At 64.5% G+C, this 17,115-nt stretch carries 13 protein-coding genes; 2 read left to right on the forward strand and 11 right to left on the reverse strand.

Annotation, left to right across the window (positions count from 1 at the left end):
• The first annotated feature begins 28 nt into the window (after positions 1 to 28).
• Positions 29 to 1,363 carry a hypothetical protein gene (locus tag F8197_RS13630; RefSeq protein WP_227012238.1) on the forward strand — a complete coding sequence of 445 codons (1,335 nt, stop codon included), beginning with the start codon at positions 29 to 31 and terminating at the stop codon, positions 1,361 to 1,363.
• A gap of 22 nt (positions 1,364 to 1,385) precedes the next feature.
• A complete protein-coding gene (locus F8197_RS13635) occupies positions 1,386 to 1,649 on the forward strand; it encodes a PAAR domain-containing protein (protein WP_056144616.1) in 264 nt (87 codons plus the stop codon).
• Positions 1,650 to 1,677: 28 nt separating this feature from the next.
• Here F8197_RS13635 and F8197_RS13640 read toward each other — a convergent pair whose 3' ends face one another.
• From F8197_RS13640 to F8197_RS13690, 11 genes are all read right to left on the reverse strand, one after another.
• Positions 1,678 to 3,279, reverse strand: coding sequence for a methyl-accepting chemotaxis protein (locus F8197_RS13640; protein WP_152882304.1), 1,602 nt, complete (start codon positions 3,277 to 3,279; stop codon positions 1,678 to 1,680).
• Between the two features lie 21 nt (positions 3,280 to 3,300).
• Positions 3,301 to 4,674: a cytochrome c gene (locus F8197_RS13645; protein ID WP_152882305.1), complete on the reverse strand. Its 1,374-nt coding sequence runs from the start codon at positions 4,672 to 4,674 to the stop codon at positions 3,301 to 3,303.
• Complete coding sequence (locus F8197_RS13650; RefSeq protein WP_152882306.1) at positions 4,667 to 6,271, reverse strand: GMC family oxidoreductase; 1,605 nt, start codon at positions 6,269 to 6,271, stop codon at positions 4,667 to 4,669. The genes F8197_RS13645 and F8197_RS13650 overlap by 8 nt, the downstream gene beginning before the upstream one ends.
• Positions 6,272 to 6,293: 22 nt before the next feature.
• Positions 6,294 to 6,800, reverse strand: coding sequence for a sugar dehydrogenase complex small subunit (locus F8197_RS13655; RefSeq protein WP_152882307.1), 507 nt, complete (start codon positions 6,798 to 6,800; stop codon positions 6,294 to 6,296).
• Positions 6,801 to 6,809: 9 nt separating this feature from the next.
• Positions 6,810 to 8,243 (reverse strand): cytochrome c, encoded by a 1,434-nt coding sequence (locus F8197_RS13660; RefSeq protein ID WP_152882308.1) that lies wholly within the window; start codon positions 8,241 to 8,243, stop codon positions 6,810 to 6,812.
• Entirely contained in the window at positions 8,243 to 9,889 is a 1,647-nt protein-coding gene (locus F8197_RS13665) for a GMC family oxidoreductase (protein WP_152882309.1), read from the reverse strand. Before F8197_RS13665 ends, F8197_RS13660 begins: the two co-directional genes overlap by 1 nt.
• A gap of 15 nt (positions 9,890 to 9,904) precedes the next feature.
• Complete coding sequence (locus tag F8197_RS13670; RefSeq protein ID WP_152882310.1) at positions 9,905 to 10,408, reverse strand: sugar dehydrogenase complex small subunit; 504 nt, start codon at positions 10,406 to 10,408, stop codon at positions 9,905 to 9,907.
• Positions 10,409 to 10,471: 63 nt separating this feature from the next.
• Complete coding sequence (locus tag F8197_RS13675) at positions 10,472 to 11,659, reverse strand: porin (RefSeq protein ID WP_152882311.1); 1,188 nt, start codon at positions 11,657 to 11,659, stop codon at positions 10,472 to 10,474.
• Positions 11,660 to 11,755: 96 nt separating this feature from the next.
• The gene (locus F8197_RS13680; RefSeq protein ID WP_056144781.1) at positions 11,756 to 13,141 is read right to left on the reverse strand and encodes a sodium:solute symporter family protein; all 1,386 of its coding nucleotides are present in this window, start codon (positions 13,139 to 13,141) and stop codon (positions 11,756 to 11,758) included.
• A gap of 18 nt (positions 13,142 to 13,159) precedes the next feature.
• A complete protein-coding gene (locus tag F8197_RS13685) occupies positions 13,160 to 13,990 on the reverse strand; it encodes an IclR family transcriptional regulator (RefSeq protein ID WP_152882313.1) in 831 nt (276 codons plus the stop codon).
• 233 nt (positions 13,991 to 14,223) lie between these two features.
• The gene (locus F8197_RS13690) at positions 14,224 to 17,091 is read right to left on the reverse strand and encodes a PAS domain-containing protein (RefSeq protein ID WP_193333430.1); all 2,868 of its coding nucleotides are present in this window, start codon (positions 17,089 to 17,091) and stop codon (positions 14,224 to 14,226) included.
• Positions 17,092 to 17,115: the final 24 nt, after the last annotated feature.

Below are 17,115 nucleotides of genomic sequence, written 5' to 3' on the forward strand. Positions count from 1 at the left end.
TCTATTAATTTTAATATATTGGACAAACATGAAATCGTTTATCTCCGTATCTGCGTTGATCACGTCACTGGCCACCCTGACGGGCTGCGTAACTTCCACCCAACATCCACGGTCCACAGAGGTAGAAGAGAAGCTATCCGATGAATTTATCGTGAACGCCGCACCCGTAAAGGTAGCCGGAGTAATCTGGCTGAATCCATTACATCGCCGAGACTACCCAACCGAATGGCAGATCCTATGGACACTCGGCTTGGCTAAACCCAACGAGAACGACGACGTCAGGAAAAAATCGCCGGATGCATTCTCCAAGGTCAAAGCTGTAGCATCGATCGCAAACGGGGACCGGGGTGAAACTCTGTTTTCTGAGTACCATGACCAATATCTTCATGAACTGATGAAAAGACTGCACGATAACTATTTTTCAGATCCCAACTATTTCTACAATGTCCATGGACTCGAAAGAAAAAATGATTGGCGTGAGCTGTCTGGAATACGAATAGAATATGCTGTCCCCGCTCAGAATTTTGATGCCATTAATGAGGGAGAGGAGGCCCGGGAGTTTATTAGAAAGACGTTCGCGATTGGTAGCGTCCATCGGCCCACGCTCTGGACCAAGAACGCCCCACCAGATCTCAGGGTGACAGCCGGTGGAGCCAACGCCGGTTTCAAATCCCTGGACGCAGCGATTCAATATCTCCAGGAAAACCCCGACAAAACCGCCTGGGCCATGAACTGGGACGCTCCCAGCCGTCCACTGGACGAACAAATCAACGAAAATCTGGTCGTGCTGGTGCTGGCAGGGGCCAAATATCAGACCGGCCGAAAAGCACTTGCCTGGGTTGGACGACCTGACATGGGCAACGTCAAGGACTTCGAAGCGAAGGATGGCGAATCGCGGTCGGCACAGTCCTGGAAAAAAACGCTGCACGCCGCCGCAAACAATGCCCAAATCGAGCCTGGGGAAATCGGTTACGTCATCCACGACGCCAACAACACTCACCCCGACTCCTCGACAAGAATCGCACCCATGGCGCAAACCTTGACCACCGAGATTCCCGATCTGGAATTGCTCAAGCAATCGTTCAACACCCCGGCCCTGCTCGGAGAAATGCGCGCCGGTTCGGCGCTGACCAATGTTGCGCTTGCAATTGGCTACGCCAACCATTTTGGCAAGCACGTGCTGGTTGCGGGAACAACTGATCCTGAGCACCCCACTGCAGTGGTGGTCTCGCCGCCGGCGCAAGTGCGTCCCATCGATCCCGACAAACCCTGGTTCCGCGCCCGCAGCATGAACGACGCCTATTTGCCGTGGTGGGGATTGCGCGACGATGCACCCGCTTATCCACAAGGCTATTCAAAATAACCGAGCAAAAGGGGAACCTGCCATGAAAGGCGTCATCCGTCTCAACGACCCCACCAGCCACGGTGGCAAAGTCATTTCCGCTGCGCCCAACAGCAAGGTGCTGGGCGTCGCGGTCGCGCGGCAGGGCGATCAATGCATCTGTCCGATCAAGGGACATGACAAATGCAAGATCGCCGAGGGCGATGCGAAAGTGCTGATTGACGGGGTGCCGGTGGCGTTCGAAGGGCACAAGACCACCTGCGGCGCCACGCTGATCTCCACGGTGTCCACGACAGGTCGCGGTTGAACATACCAGGACCTGTCAACTGCAGACGTTATCGAGCATCCAGACGCAGCGTAGGTCGTGTGAACGCAGGTGGCGACGACTGCGTCGCCAGCTTGAACACCCCCATCCGCTCACTGAGCGCCGCCGCCTGCTCCTGCATCGATTCGGCCGCCGCAGCGGCTTCCTCCACCAGTGCCGCGTTCTGCTGGGTGACCTGGTCCATCTGCGTGATGGCCTGGTTGACCTGCTCGATGCCGGCGCTTTGTTCCTGGCTGGCGGCGGTGATTTCGCTGACGATGTCCGCCACCCGCGTGATGCTGGCGACGATGTCGCCCATCGTGGCGCCGGCCTGGTCCACCAGCGCGGTGCCGGCGCCCACGGTCGCCACCGAGTCGTCGATCAGCACCTTGATGTCCTTGGCGGCGGCGGCCGAGCGTTGCGCCAGGTTGCGTACTTCGGAGGCGACTACGGCAAAGCCGCGTCCCTGCTCGCCGGCGCGCGCCGCTTCCACGGCTGCATTCAACGCCAGGATGTTGGTCTGGAAGGCGATACCGTCGATGACCGCGATGATATCGACGATCTTTTTCGACGACGCGTTGATCGACGCCATCGTGCCCACCACCTGCCCCACCACGTCGCCGCCCTTGACTGCGATCTGCGACGCGGACAGCGCCAGCCCCTTGGCCTGGCGCGCGTTGTCGGCGTTCTGCTTGACGGTGGCGGTCAGTTCTTCCATCGACGATGCGGTTTCCTCCAGCGAGCTCGCTTGCTGCTCGGTGCGCGAAGACAGGTCCTGGTTGCCGGCCGCGATCTGGCTCGACGCGGTGGCGATGGTGTCGGTGCTGCCGCGCACCTGGCCCACCAGGCGTTGCAGACTGTCGTTCATGTGCTTGAGCGCTGCCATCAACTGGCCGCTCTCGTCGCGCGAGGTCACGCGCACGTCGGCGGTGAGGTCGCCGTCGGCCACCCGGCGCGCCACGTCCACCGCGTGCTGCAGCGGACGCGAAACGATGCGGGCGATCCAGGCCGCCAGCAGCATACCGATCACGATGCTCGCTGCCAGCAGGCCGATGGCCTGGTTGCGCGCGGACAGGTACTGCGCTTCCGCCGCATCGCTGGCAGCATCGCCCTGGTCCTGGGCGCGCTGGGCGATCTTGTCGATCACGTCGGCGGTCTGGTTAATCAATTTGAAGGAGCGGCCTTCGGCAATCGCCAGCACCTCGTCGCGGCGGTCCTGCTTGCGCAGCTCGACCATTTTTGCGCGCTCCACCGCGTAGTCTGCACGCACGGCCACCAGTTGCGCCAGCAACTGGCGATCTTCCTCGGTGGTGACGGTGCCCTGGAACTGGCCTTGCAGCTTGTCCACCTTGGCCACCATGCGCGCGATCATGTCGTCGTATTTTTCCACGCGCGCCGGATCGCTCGACAGCAGCTGCTCCATCTCGTAGCGGCGCGTGGTGTTGAGCGCCGCCTTGAGCGCCAGGATGTAGCGCATGCTCGGCAGCGACTGCGACGACAGCAGGTTGGACGCGGTATTGAGCCGGCCCATGCTGGCGATCGTCAACACGCCCAGCACCAGCGTCAGGGCCAGCACCGCGCCGAACGACAGGAATAACTTTTTACTGATTTTAAGATCGTAAAACCATTGCATGATAATGTCCGTTCGATTCGGTTAAGGGGCGGCTTTGCCTTGACGCCGGCGGCGCGCCAGCAGTACCAGCGCGACGATCACCGCCAACACCGCCAGCGCCATGCCAGCACGGGCCAGCAGCAACAGCGACGAGGTTTCACCGCCGGCGCGCAGCGTGCGCACGCGCTGCTCGTCGATGGTCACGCGGCTTCCGCCGAAGGTGGCCATCACGTAGTTGGTCAGTTCGGCCACTTCGCGGTCGGTCAGCTCTTCCTCGAAGCCGGGCATGCCCTGCCGATGCTCGGGCCACACGCCTTCCAGGACCGCCATGCCGACGTTGTCGGCGTTCGGGTGGCGCAGCGACGGGTGGTTGCGCAGCGCCGGCAAACCGCGCACGCCGTCGCCGTTCACCTGGTGGCAGGCGGCGCAGTTGTTGCGGTACAGGCGTTCGCCGGCGCCGATCTTGCCAGCCATCTCGGCGATGTCGCTCGACAGCAGCGCCGGCACGTTGGCCGGCGTGGCGGCCTTGCGTGCAGTACCCGGCAAGTCGGTCAGGTACACCGAGATTGCCTTGATGTCCTGCGCATCCATCTTCGAAAAGCTCTTGTCGATCGCTTCGAGCATCGGGCCGCCGGCTGTGGCGCCGTTCAGCGCATGGCCGGTCGCCAGGTACGCTTGTAGCGCGGCCTGGTCCCAACCGCCATCGGACAAGGCGCCCGGGCTGATATCGGGCGCATACCAGGTGCCGAGCGAGCCGCCGCGCAGGTACTGCGCAGCGTCTTCCGCCATCAGGAAATTGCGCGGCGTATGGCACGTGGCGCAATGGGCCAGTCCTTGCGCCAGGTAGGCGCCGCGATTCCACTCCACCGATTTTGACTTGTCGGCCACGTAGGGCTGGTCGTCCAGGTACAGCGCGTTCCACACCGCCATCGACAGGCGGATATTGAACGGAAATGGCAGCTTGGTCACTGGCGCCGGCGCATCGTTGGCGGCCACGCCGTGCATGAAGTACGCGTACAAGGCGGCGGTATCGTCATCGGTCAGCTTGGCGTACGCGGTGTATGGCATGGCCGGATACAAGTGGCTGCCATCGGCGCGCACGCCGGTGCGCACCGCGCGGCTGAACTGCTCGAGCGTGTATCCGCCGATGCCGGCTTTGACGGACGGCGTGATGTTGGTCGAATAGATGGTTCCAAGCGGGCTGGCGATTGCCAGTCCGCCCGTGTACTCGGGCCGGCCGGCAGCGCTGTGACAGGCGATGCAGTCGCCGGCCACGGCCAGGTTCTTGCCGCGTTCGATCAGCGCCGGAGTGGCGCCGTCGGCGGCATGCGCGTACGACGCACCGGTGGCAGCGAGCACCAGGCCGGCGGCAGCGGCCACGCCGGCACGAAGAACATCACGACAGAGCTTAAGCATGGCGCGCCTCCGACAAGATCTTGTCCGCAGTACGCAGGGCCAGCGCCACGGCGGTGAGCGTGACGTTACACGTGCCCACCGTGGGCATCACGCCGGTACCAACCATGTACAGGTTGGGATGGTCGTGCGCGCGGCCGAACGGATCGGTCACGCTGTTATTTTCGTCCTTGCCCATCGAGAGCGTACCGGTGATGTGCTGGCGGTTGCTGAACGCACCCTCTTTGCTATGCTTGATGTTGGTCGCCCCCAGTTGTTTGGCGATTTCGTCGTAGCGCTTGCGCGTCTCCGCCGTGCCCTTCTTGACGTAGTCGTCGATGTCCCAGTAGATGCGCGGCGTGGGCAGGCCCAGCGCGTCCTTCTTGTCGCTCAGGGTCACGCGGTTGTCCGGGTCGGGCAGTTGCTCAAGTGCGTTCTTGATGCTCATGCGGCGCGAGGCGCGGTCGCGGATCGCGCCTTCGAGCTTGACGCCGTAGTAGCCGGCGCCGATCAGCTCCTTGGTCACCGATGCCACCTGCGACGAATTCGAGATATCGATGCGGAACGGCGCGTGTTCGCGGCGGAAGTCGCCGTCGCGGAACTGGCCGATCGAGCACGGGCTCACCGGGCCACGGCCCGGCCAGATCGGTTCATCGACATCGAACGTGACGCCGATGGCCGGATGGTCGCACAGGTTGCGGCCCATCTGGTCGCTTCGATTGGCCAGGCCGTTCGGGAATTTCGTGCTGGCCGACATCAAGAGCAGCTTCACCGATTCGATGGCGTTGGCGGCGATGACGAAGGTCTTGGCCGTGACGCGGTGGCTGGTCTTGTTCCAGTCGTAGTAGTTCACCGCCGTGATGGCGCCCTGGTGGTCGTGTTCGAGCTTGTACACCACCGCTTCGGTGATGGTGTGGACGCCGGCCTTCTCCGCGCTGGTGGCGGCGATGCCGCCGTGGTACTGGGCGTCGATCGGGCACACCGGCATGCAGTTGTTGTTACCGCAGCAGGCCGGGCGGCCGTCGAAGCTGCGGCTGTTGCGCGCGGTGCAGTCGTCGAGCACCTTGAACTCAGGCGCCAGGCGCTCGGTCACGCGCTGCTGGAAGTACGATGCCGGCACCGGCTCCATCGGGAACGGCTTGGAGCGCGGCGAACCGGTATCGAGCGAACCGCCCACGCCGGAAATCACTTCCGCCTCGTAGTAGTACGGTTCCAGTTCCTCGTAGCTGATCGGCCAGTCCTTGCCCACCCCATACAGCGACTGGGTCTTGAAGTCGGACGGCAGGTAGCGCCACATCTGCGCCGCCCAGTGCCAGCTGGTACCGCCCAGCATGCGGATGTACTGGGCCTGGAACGCGTGCGGTCCCACCTGCTCGATGTACTTGTTCGCTTCCGGCGTGAACACCGGGTGCGGCGACATTTCCGAAAATGGATACGGCGCCATGAAGTCGGATTTGAAGGCGGAATGGCGATAGCGCTCCACCAGTTCGCCGCGACCCACGCGCGGACCCGATTCGAGCATCAGCACCGAGCTGCCGGCCAGCGCCAGCTTGCGCGCCAGCAGCGCGCCGCATATACCGCCACCGATCACGCAAATGTCGGCAGAATTGATAGTGTTCATATAGATTATTTAAATGAGGTGATCACGGTTTCGCGGACCAGCTGCCGCAAGGCCCGTACGAATAGCTCGGCGGCACGAGGACGTCGGCCACGGCCCGGTTGGACAAGGTCTCGACGTACGCCACGCACACCGATTTCTTGCCCTTGCCGACCACGCCCAAGTACCAGCCCTGGAGGATGGCCTGCGCCAGTGCCTGTTCGGCCTTTTGCGCTTCCGCGAACGCCGTCTTGTCGTCCTGCGCCAGCACCCCGCCGGCGCCCAGCGCGGCTTTCAGACTGGCCAGCTCGGTATCGATCTCTGGCGAGTTCCTGGCGAAGGCCTGGTACAAGGCCAGCGCCAGCGTGGGGTTGATCTCGGCCTCGCCGGTCAGCGTGCGCGAGACGGCGATAAAGTCCTTTAGTCCCTGTCCTGCCGGCGCCAGCGCGGCGCTCGCGCGGGTGGACAGCAGCAACTGGCTGGCTACGCCGGACAGCGCCAGCGCGCCCAGCGCCTTGAGCGCGCCGCGCCGCGAAGTGAGAATGCTATGCATATCGGTTCCTTAAACGGAGGCAGCGCGCTTGCGGCGGCGCAGGACAAAGACGATCACCAGTGCCAGGACCAGCACACCCAGCACCGCGCCGGCACGGGCCATCATCAACAGGTGCGATTGCGGCCCCCCCTGGCGGATTTCCGCCACGGCCTTTGGCGTGATGGTGGCGGCAGCCTGGCCGGGACCGAATTGCGCCAGCATGTAGTTGGCCAGCGCTGCCACCTCGGTATCCGACAGGTGGTTGACCGCATTGGCCTGCTCGCCGAACGGCGGCATGAACACGTGGCCCTCAAGCGTTTTGCGGTCCACGCCTAGCAGGATCGTCGCCAGCAGGTTGCTGGTGTTGACGGTGGCCGAGTTGTGGAACAGGCTCGGATAGTAGCGATCCTTGGTGCCCTGGCCGTTGAAGCCGTGGCACGATGCGCAGTTGGCCGAGAAGATCTGTGCGCCCAGGTTGGCGCCCTTGACGTTTTCGGCGTAGCTCACGCCACGGATCTTGTCCAGTGCATTACCCGATTTACCTTGCTCGAAGCGCGACAGGCCGACGGCCTGGTCGGCATCGCCCACAGCGGCCGGCAGCGACTTGATGTACACGGCAATCGCCCGCAGGTCGGCAGGTTCCAGGTGGCTGAAACTGAGGCTGATCGCCTCGGCCATGCTGCCCGCCGCCTGCGCCTTGCCGGCCACGCGGCCCGTTTGCAGGTACTGCACCACTTCGTCCTCGGTCCAGGCGCCGATGCCGGCCACCGGGTGCGAGGTGATGTTCGGTGCATACCACGGCCCCACTTGCGCGCCGGCGAGGTGGCGCGACTTATCCTCCTGCATCAGCACGCCGCGCGGCGTGTGGCAGGTGGTGCAGTGGGCGGCGCCTTCGGCCAGGTACTGGCCGCGCAGCCACTGCGCTGAACGCTCCGGCTCCGCCTTCAACGGCTGGTCGTCGAGGAACAGCGCGTTCCACACCTTCATCGACTGGCGGATATTCATCGGGAACGGCAGACTGGTCTCGGTCGTGGCCTTGTCCACCGCCGGCACGCCCTGCATGAAGTACGCGTACATGGCATTGACATCGGCGTCGGTCATTTTGGCGTATGCGGTGTACGGCATGGCCGGGTAAAGCATCTGGCCGTCGGCGCGCACGCCCTTGCGCACCGCGTCGCTGAACTGCTGCGCGGTGTACTTGCCGATGCCGTGCTGTTTCGATGGCGTGATGTTGGTGGAGACGATGTCGCCCACCGGCGACGACATCACCAGGCCGCCGGCCATCGGCTGGCCATGGTGCGCCGTGTGGCATGCCATGCAGTCCGAGGCCGTGGCCAGGTATTTGCCGCGCGCGATGGCGGCCGCGTCGAATTGTGGCGCCGGCGCCTGGGCCAGCGCGGCGGCCGACCACATCGCCGACGTCAGAACCACGGCTGCGCTCAAGGATTTAAACAGTGCTTTCATTACGCCCCCTTCATCTGGCGCACCATCGCGTCGGCGGCCTTGAACGCCAGCGACACCATGGTGATGGTGCTGTTGCCGCAGGCCGTGCTGGCCATGGCGCCGCCACCGGGCAGGAACAGGTTGTCATGGTCGTACGCGCGGCAATCGGCATCGACCACGGAATCGCGGTGGTCGAGGCCCATGATGGTGCCGCCCATGATGTGCTTGCTCTGGTTGAACTGGGGACTTAGCTTGATGTCGGTCGCGCCCATGGCCTGGGCGATGCGTTTGCCGATCGGAACCGAATACACCTCGGCCGACTTGCGCGTGTAGTCACCGACGTCGTAATGGATCGCCGGTTTCGCCAGACCGAGCCAGTCCTTCTTGTCGGACAGCGTCAGGCGGTTGTTCGGATCGGGCAGCACTTCGTGCGCCAGCACCACGTCGGCCGTGCACGCGGTCATGCGGCGGATTTCGGCGTCGAGCGCTTTACCGACCAGGCCTTTTTTCAGCGCACCGAACGTCACAAAACGGTTGCGCGCAAAGTTATTGAAACGGAAGTACGCGCCCGCGTGCTCGCTGCGGAACGCGCCCTGCGAGGTCTCCATGATGCCGCTGTTGACCACCGGTCCAACGCCGGCCCAGTAAGGCTCGGCCAAGGTCAGGGTCATGGTCAGCTGCGGGTGGTCCATCATGTTGCGGCCCACCTGGTCGGAGCTGTTGGCCAGGCCGTTGGGGTTGCGCGCATTGGCCGACATCAAGAGCAGCTTCGGCGTCTCGATGCCGTTACAGGCCAGCACGAACAGCTTGCCCGTCACGCGGTGGCTGGCCTTGTTCTGGTCGAAGTAATTGACCGCGATGACGCGGTTGGCGCCATCGGTTTCCAGGCGATAGGCCACGGCATTCGCGGTGATTTTCGCGCCCTTGGCTTCGATGCGCGACAGCGCGGTGGCGGCGTCGTACTTGGCGCCTACCGGGCATACCGGCACGCAGTTGTTGTTGGCGCAGCAGGCCGGGCGATCGTCGTACGACGTGCCGCTGTTGCGGGCCTGCGCGGTCGGAATATTGCTGTAGCCGAGCGTTTTCACTACTTCGGTAAAGCGCTGCTCGCCGGGGCCGAACGGCAGCGGCGGCATCGGGTAAGGCTTCGAGCGCGCGGCGCCTTCCGACAGCGGCGGCCATTGTTCGGCCGGTTCGGACGGACCGCAGATGCCCAGCGCGTATTCGGTGCGGGTGTAGTACGGTTCCAGCGTCTTGTAGTCGATGGCCCAGTCGCGGCCTACGCCGTACAGGGTTTTCAGGCGCATGTCTTCGGGCGTCAGGCGCCAGCAGGTGCCGGCCCAGTGCCAGGTGGAGCCGCCCGCATAACGGATATAACTTTGCGCGTAACGGTCGGGGCCCGACAGTTGCAGGTACGAGTCTTCCTTGGTTTCGCTCGACGGCATCGGGTGCGGCGCCCAGGCGGCCGGCGGGTAGCACGACGACGGATCGCCTTTCAGGGCCAGCGGCAGGTTGCGGAAGTTTTCGACCACTTCGGCGCGCGAGACGCGCGGGCCGGCTTCGAGCATCAGCACGGACAGGCCGGCATCGAGCAGGGTTTCGGCAATCGATACACCGACGACGCCGGTGCCGACGATGACCACGTCGGCGCTAGTTGGGTTGGACATTGTGTGTTCCTTCGATCAGAAGATCGGCATGTTGGACAGCGGCACGATCGGACGGCTCCACAGGTTGGGACCGGAGAAGCCGTACGACGGCATCGCCACGGTATCGGCCGTGGTCTTGTAGGTGAGCGCGTGTTCGAACGTAAACAGCTGCGCATCTTTTTTCGGCGACGAGCAGCCCGAGTACCAGGCGAAGATCACCCAGTGGGCGAATTCCTGCAGCGGTCCTTCCGGGATGTCGCCGAAGAAGTCTTCCACTTGCCTGGCCTGTTTTGCCTGCGCCAGCGCGGCGATGGACGTCATCATCTGCGCCGCTTGCGGATATTTGGTTGCGGCGGCGGCGGCAATGCGCGCGCCCACCGCTTCGTCGAGCTGGTGGTTGATCAGCAGCTTCGATACTTCCAAAAACTGGGCCGGGGAGGCGGTAGTACCCACGCCCCACGCGGGCAGCGCGCCCCAGGTCACCCATGCGCCGGATACGGCAGTTGCGCCCAGCAGGAATTTGCGTCTAGATAGTGCCATTGTGTTACCTCTATGCGGTCGATGCCCGCGCCACACACAGGCGGCACGGGTCAGGCGGGAGACTTAGAACGAATGACGCAGGCCAACGGAGAACATGGTCTGGTGGGCGCCATCGCCAACCAGGCCGGCCTGCGACGTGCCGATCACGGCATCCGCATCGATCACGGTGCGGCCGTTGGCAGCGAGGGTCTGGCCGCTGGCGCGCTGCACCGCTTCCAGGAAGTACACCGAGGTACGCTTGGTGAACCAGTACGCTTGCTGCAACGCGAACTGGCGATAGCGGGCGCCGTCGGTGATGCCGTTGGCGCGGTTGGCCTGGGTATAGGTGTAGCCCGCGCCCAGCAGCCACGGGGTGGACGTTTGCCATTGCGCCAGCAGCGCGCCGGTGTTGAAGATGGCCTTGTCGCGGAACACGGAAGTCGTATTCGGCGTGTATTGCACATTGCTCACCGAGCCACCGAGGCTCACTGCGCCCATCTGGTAACGGGTGCCGGCGGCCAGGAACTGGATATCGCGCGCCGACAGGTAGCCGGCGTTGACTGGCGACTTGCTGAAGCTGCCCGCCGTGGTGGCATCCCAGTTCAACTGGTTGGGGCCGTTTTTCAGCAGCTGGTAGCCGATCGCGTGGTGCCACTGGCTGCCGTCGAACTTGACCGACGCGGCCGCCGAACCGCCGCTGCCCGTGTGGCCAGCCTGCTCGCCCGACGCGACCATCGCACTGCCGGTGAAGCCGCGCATGGTGGGCGACGTGTACTTGATCGAGTTGTTGTGACGGATCGTGATGTCGAAGCCGTCGATATCGCCCGGGTGGTCGCCGGCCGAACCGGTCACAATCGGCACCGGACCCAGTGCGTTGAGGGCGTCGAAGTACGACGAGTACTGGCGGCCCATGGTCAGCGTACCGAGCTTGTTGTTGGTCAGGCCGATGAACGCGGCGCGGTTGAACAGGCTGCCCGCCTGGCCGGCGGTGCCGTCGTCGGTATTGAAACCTGCTTCGAGCTTGAAGATGGCCTTGGTGCCACCGCCCAGGTCTTCGCTGCCCTGGAAGCCGACGCGGTTGCCGTCCTTGGGACCGGAGCGCATATACGTCTTGGCGCCGCCCGGCAGGTGGTCCACGCGGGTCACGGCCACGTCAACGATGCCGTAGATGCTGACGTTGGAGGCATTGGCGTTGCTCGATTGCGCGGCAGCGGTGCCACAGGCGGCGGACAGCAGCATGCCGCCCAGGATCAGGTTGTGAGTTTGCTTCATATGTCGTGGCAACCGCGATTCCTGGCCCGGCTTCCAGGCGGAACAACGGTTGCATCATCTCCAAAAGGGTCGCAGAGCGACAAAAATAGGCAGCGCCTATTGTTTGACGCCGCCCCCAGGACCGAGCACCCGCTCGACCAGAATCACGATCGCTGGTGTAACCAGCGCGATATACATATTGTCGATACCCCAGGGATCCCCCAGCAGGTACCAGACGGTGGTAGCCACGCTCGATGCCAGCAGCCCCCACATGGCGCCCCGCCTGCCGCCGAACCATGGCAGATACAGGCCGATCACGGCCACCACGGAAATCGACAGGCGCAAGGCGCGCGTAAAAAACGACAACTGCAACAGGCCGGGCGCAAAGAATACGAACACCAGCGGCACCAGCCCGATCGCCAGGGCCATCCACCGCGTGGCGCGGAATTCGCGCTCCGGCGAGGGCTGGCACAACGGCACATAAAAATCACGCACCACCAGCGAGGCGATCGCCAGCGACACGGTGCTCACGCCGGCAAAGATCGCCGCCACCAGCGACACGGCCACAAACCCGGCCAGGTAAACATTCATGCCCTGCATGAAGACCGGCAGCGCATATAAACTGGGCAGGTCCGGGTACAGATACCGCGCGGCCACGCCGATCAGCCCCAGCGCGATTCCGATCGGCAGCGCCAGCCAGCCCGCGATAAACGTCGCGCGGCGTGCCGCGTTGGCGCTCCGGGTCGAGGAAATCGCCTGGATGATGTATTGCGTCGAGAAAATCGCGCCGACATTCCCGATGAAAAACGCCACGATGGTCGGTGCGCCAATGGCGCCGTCCCACGTGAAATACCAGGGCGGCAACGTCGCCACCATCGGCGCCACGCCGCCGCTCAATTTCAATGCCACCGCCAGCACCACCAGCACGCCGAGGTACTTGACGCCGCTGTGCAGGAGCGTCACGTACGCCACGCTCTTCATGCCGCCAAAGGCGAAATAGAACGTGCTGACCGCCGCGATCACAAACGCCGCCATCGGCAGACTGACCTGCAACACGGTGGCAATCGCCGCCGCGCCGCTGATGTAGTTGCCCACGTTGACCAGCAGCAGCGCGTAAATCATGATCAGCGAGACGATCATCTGGGTGGCGCGGCCGTAGCGCTGGAAGATCGCACCGGAGATCGTGTACTCGCCCGAGTTGTACAACCTGCGCGCCAGCAGCAGCCCGAATATCGGGAAGCCGATCGCCGCGCTCAGCACCGCCCACGACGCCGCCATTCCTGACTCGAACGCCGCCTGCGCGGTGCCCACGGTGGACTTGGCGCCCACGAACTCGGAGACCATCAACACGCCCACCACCACCGCCGGCATGGTGCGCGCGCCCACCATGAATTCGCTGGCAGTCTTGCTGCGCGTGCGCGCCGTCAGCCATCCCGTCAGGGCGATGTACGCCACCACCATCGCCACGATGATGGTGGTGCCCGTGAATCCGGCGGCGCCCATGATGGCCATCGGCGCAGCCTAGCGGCCCTGGCCGGCGTAACCGCCGGTCGCCTGCAAGGACTTCGATAACTGCCCCGCTGCCGCCACCACGCCGGCAATCGTGTTCTCCTCGAACTGGCGCAAGGTGCTGCGGTGCGCCGGCGCGGCCACGCTCAGCGACGCCACCGGCAGGCCGTCGATGTCGAGCACCGGCGCCGCCATCACGTACAGGCCGGCCACGGTTTCCTGGTTCGACACCGCGTAGCCGGTCGCGCGGATCTGCGCCAGGCGCTCGAGCAGGGCGTCGATGTCGGTCAGCGTGGTTTCCGTCAGCTTGACCAGCGGCTGGCCGCGCAGCACCTTCACTTGCTGGTCCTGCGGCAGCCAGGCCAGGATCGCCTGCCCCACCGCGCTCGAATAGGCCGCCACCCGGCTGCCGATCCGTACATCCACGCCCAGTTGCGTGAGCCCCGCCTGCACCCGCTCCACGTACACCACGCTGCTGCCATCGAGCACGCCGATCGACGCCGCCTCGTTCACCTCGCCCACCAGTCCGCGCAGGACGGGCCGCGCCAGCGTGCGCAAGTCCGACCGCGCGATGGCGTGAAAGCCCAGGTCCAGCACATTCAGCGACAGCCGGAACAGCCGGCTGTTGTCCACCTTGTCCACGTAGCCGAGACCGACCAGCGTGTTGAGGAAGCGGAACGCGGTGGCGTTGTCGAGCCCCGCCTTGCGCGCCACCTCGGCCATGGTCAGTTCCGGCTCCTGCGCCGTGAAGGCCTGCAATACCTTGAAACCCTTGGCCAGGGACTGCACCGTGTTTTTCGGATCGGCAGGCGCCGCTTTGGTCGATTCTGTCGGTCGGGTCATGCTGCACTCCATCAAGTTCGGAGTGCGAATTATAGTTTGGTTCAGCGGTCGAATGATGGCTCCCTGGCAAAAGACAGGGAAAAATATTCGGACTGCGAACTTTTATTCGACAAATTCAGCGAACCAGAGCCGGTCAATGCCGGCCAAGACCATGCTGAAATTATTCGGATAGCGAACTTTAATTCGTGAAATAAAATTATATGCCGCTTTGTTGCAAACCTCAAGTTAAAACGTCAACCTGCCAGCACCCGGCCCAGCTCCGCGTGGTCAACCGGCTTGACGAAATGGTGGTCGAATCCGGCGACCTTCGACATTACCCGGTCATGCGCCTGGCCGTAGCCGGTCAGCGCGATCAGCAGCTTGTTGGCGGTGCCAGCCTGGGCGCGCAGCCGGCGCGCCAGTTCGTAGCCGTCCATGTCGGGCAGGCCGATGTCGAGGATGAACGCATCTACCTCGTGGCTGGCGCTGGCGCGCAGCGCGGTTTCGGCGTCCTCGAAAATCAGTACCTGGTGGCCCTGCGCTTCGAGCAGCGCGCCGAGCGTGCGGCCGGCGTCCTGGTTGTCGTCCACGACCATCAGGCGCAGGCTGCGGCCCTCGGGCACCATGGTTGGCAGCGGCGCCGCGGACGGCGCCTGCGGGGCGACCGCCGCTGGCGGCAGCAGCGGCAGCAGGATGGTGAAGGTACTGCCCTTTCCCGCACCGTCGCTGGCGGCTGCCGCGCTACCGCCGTGCAGCGCGGCGATGCTTTTCACCAGCGCCAGGCCCAGACCGAGGCCGCCCTGGGCCCGGTCCGGGGTACGCTCGGCCTGGGCAAACAGGTCGAACACGCGCGGCAGCTCGGCCGACATGCCGATGCCGTTGTCGGTCACGGACATGGCCACTTCGCCACTGTCAGCGCGGGCTTCCAGCGCCAGCACCACTTCGCCGCCCTGCGGCGTGTACTTGGCGGCGTTGTTGAGCAGGTTGGCCAGCGCCTGCACCAGCCGCGTCCGGTCGCCGCGCACGTGCAGCTGGCCCGGCGGCAGGCGCAACACCAGCGCGTGGTGGCGCGCTTCGAGCAAGGGGCGCGACTGTTCAACAGCGCCGTTGACGATGGCCATCAGCTCCAGGTCCTGCTGTTCGAGCTGCACCAGCCCGCGCGTTACGCGCGACACATCGAGCAGATCGTCCACCAGGTCGGTCATGTGTTTGACCTGGCGGATGATGATGTCGCTGGCGTGCTGGATCGGTTTCTCGTGACTGCCGCGCAGCTTGAGCAGCTGGGCGGCGGTGCTGATCGGTGCGAGCGGGTTGCGCAGCTCGTGGGCCAGCATGGCCAGGAATTCATCCTTGCGCTGGCTGGCCTGGCGCCACTCGGTTTCCGCCAGCTTCTGTTCGTGGATGTCGGTACAGGTGCCCATCCAGCGGATGATGTGGTCGGTGTCACCGCGTATCGGCAAGGCGCGCGCCAGCACCCAGTGATAGCGCCCCGAGAAATGGCGCAGCCGGTACTGGATTTCGTAGGTCTCGCCGGTGGCCAGGCACTGCTGCCACAGCGCCCAGGCGCGGGGCTGGTCGTCAGCGTGCAGCAAACCGTTCCAGGCCTCGCCGTGGGTGGAACCGGGCGGCACGCCGGTAAAATCGTACCAGCGCTGGTTGAAGTAGTCGTGCATGCCGTTGGGCAGCGTGGACCACACCATTTGCGGCATGGCGTTGGCGATGGTGCGAAACCGCGCCTCGCTGGCGCGCAGCGCACTCTCGCTGCGCAGCCGTTCGCTGGTGGAGCGGGTGCGTTCGGCCACTTCGCGGATCAGGGCCAAGTCGTCCTCGCTCCAGCAGCGCGGCTGGTCGCTGGTGACAAAGATCATCGCTACCAGCGTGCCGCGCTCGATCACCGGCACATCGACAAAAGCGCCGGCGTGGCGGGCCTTGAGTTTGACGGCCATGTCGCGCGTGCGCGGATCGAAATCGACATCGTCGATGGCAATCAGTTTGCCCTGGCTAAGTTCTTCGAGAAAATTACCGTAGTCGCTGAACCTGAGCGTGGTCGGCGGCGCCTGCAAGCCTGGCGCGGACCAGTCGCGCGCCACGGTAAAGGTCTCCGTGTCGAGATCGACGCTGCCGTACCCCACCCGGCTCGCGCCCAGGGTCTCGCCCAGGATCACACAGGCCCGCATCAGCAGATCGTCGGGCTGGCGTACGCTGCGCGCGGCGTCGCCCAGGCGCACCAATGCATGGCGCCGCAGTTCGCGCAGCACGCGGTCGGTGACGTCGATACCCTGGACCAGGATGCCGGTCACCAAGCCGTCGCCGTCGCGCACCGGCTGGTAGACGAAATCGATGTGGCGCTCGGTGGCGGGACTATTTGCCGTGGCGGGCATCAGGTAGCGGGTGCCATTGGCGGCATACTGTTTGCCGCTGCGGTACACCTCGTCGAGCAGCGTGATGAAGCCCTGGGCCACCGCTTCGGGCAGGCCTTGTGCCACGGTCTGGCCCAGCACCTGGCGCTGGCCGATCAGTTGCAGGAAGCCGGAATTGACGAAGGTGAAGCGGTGCTCCGGGCCTTCGAGCATGGCCATGAACACGGGCGCCTGCTGGAACAGCTCGGCCATCGAATGATGGTCGCGAATGGTCTGCGCCTGGGCCACCAGTTCCGAGCGCATCTGGGCAGCCTGATCGGCCTCGTGCACGCGCTGGGTGACTTCCTCGGCGTGCTGGATCACGTAGCGCACCTCGCCGTCGGCGCCCAGTACCGGCACGTGCACCGGTTTCCAGTAGCGCTCCACGAAGCCCACGCCATCTTCGGCCGGCACGTCGTAGCGCTGGATCGGCAAGGTGTCGGGCGCCTTGGTCTGTATTACGCGCGCAATCGCCGCGCCGATATTGGCCGAGCCATCCGGCTGGTCAAGATCGGGATTATCGGGAAACGCATCGAACAGGTGGCGACCCAGCAACTGCGCGCGCCGGGCACCGGTGGCGCGCAGGTGGGCGTCATTGACTGCCACGATCACCAGGTCGGGCGTGACCGCCAGGCATGGCGTGGGCACGGCATCGAACAACGCCGTAAAATCGGCATCGGGCGCAAACGCGGCGGGCGAAACGGGCGGATCGATGTTGCTCACTGGACTGGCCTGGCGGAGGATGGA

This window comes from Duganella sp. FT27W (genome assembly GCF_009295655.1).
Lineage (GTDB): Bacteria > Pseudomonadota > Gammaproteobacteria > Burkholderiales > Burkholderiaceae_D > Rugamonas > Rugamonas zoogloeoides.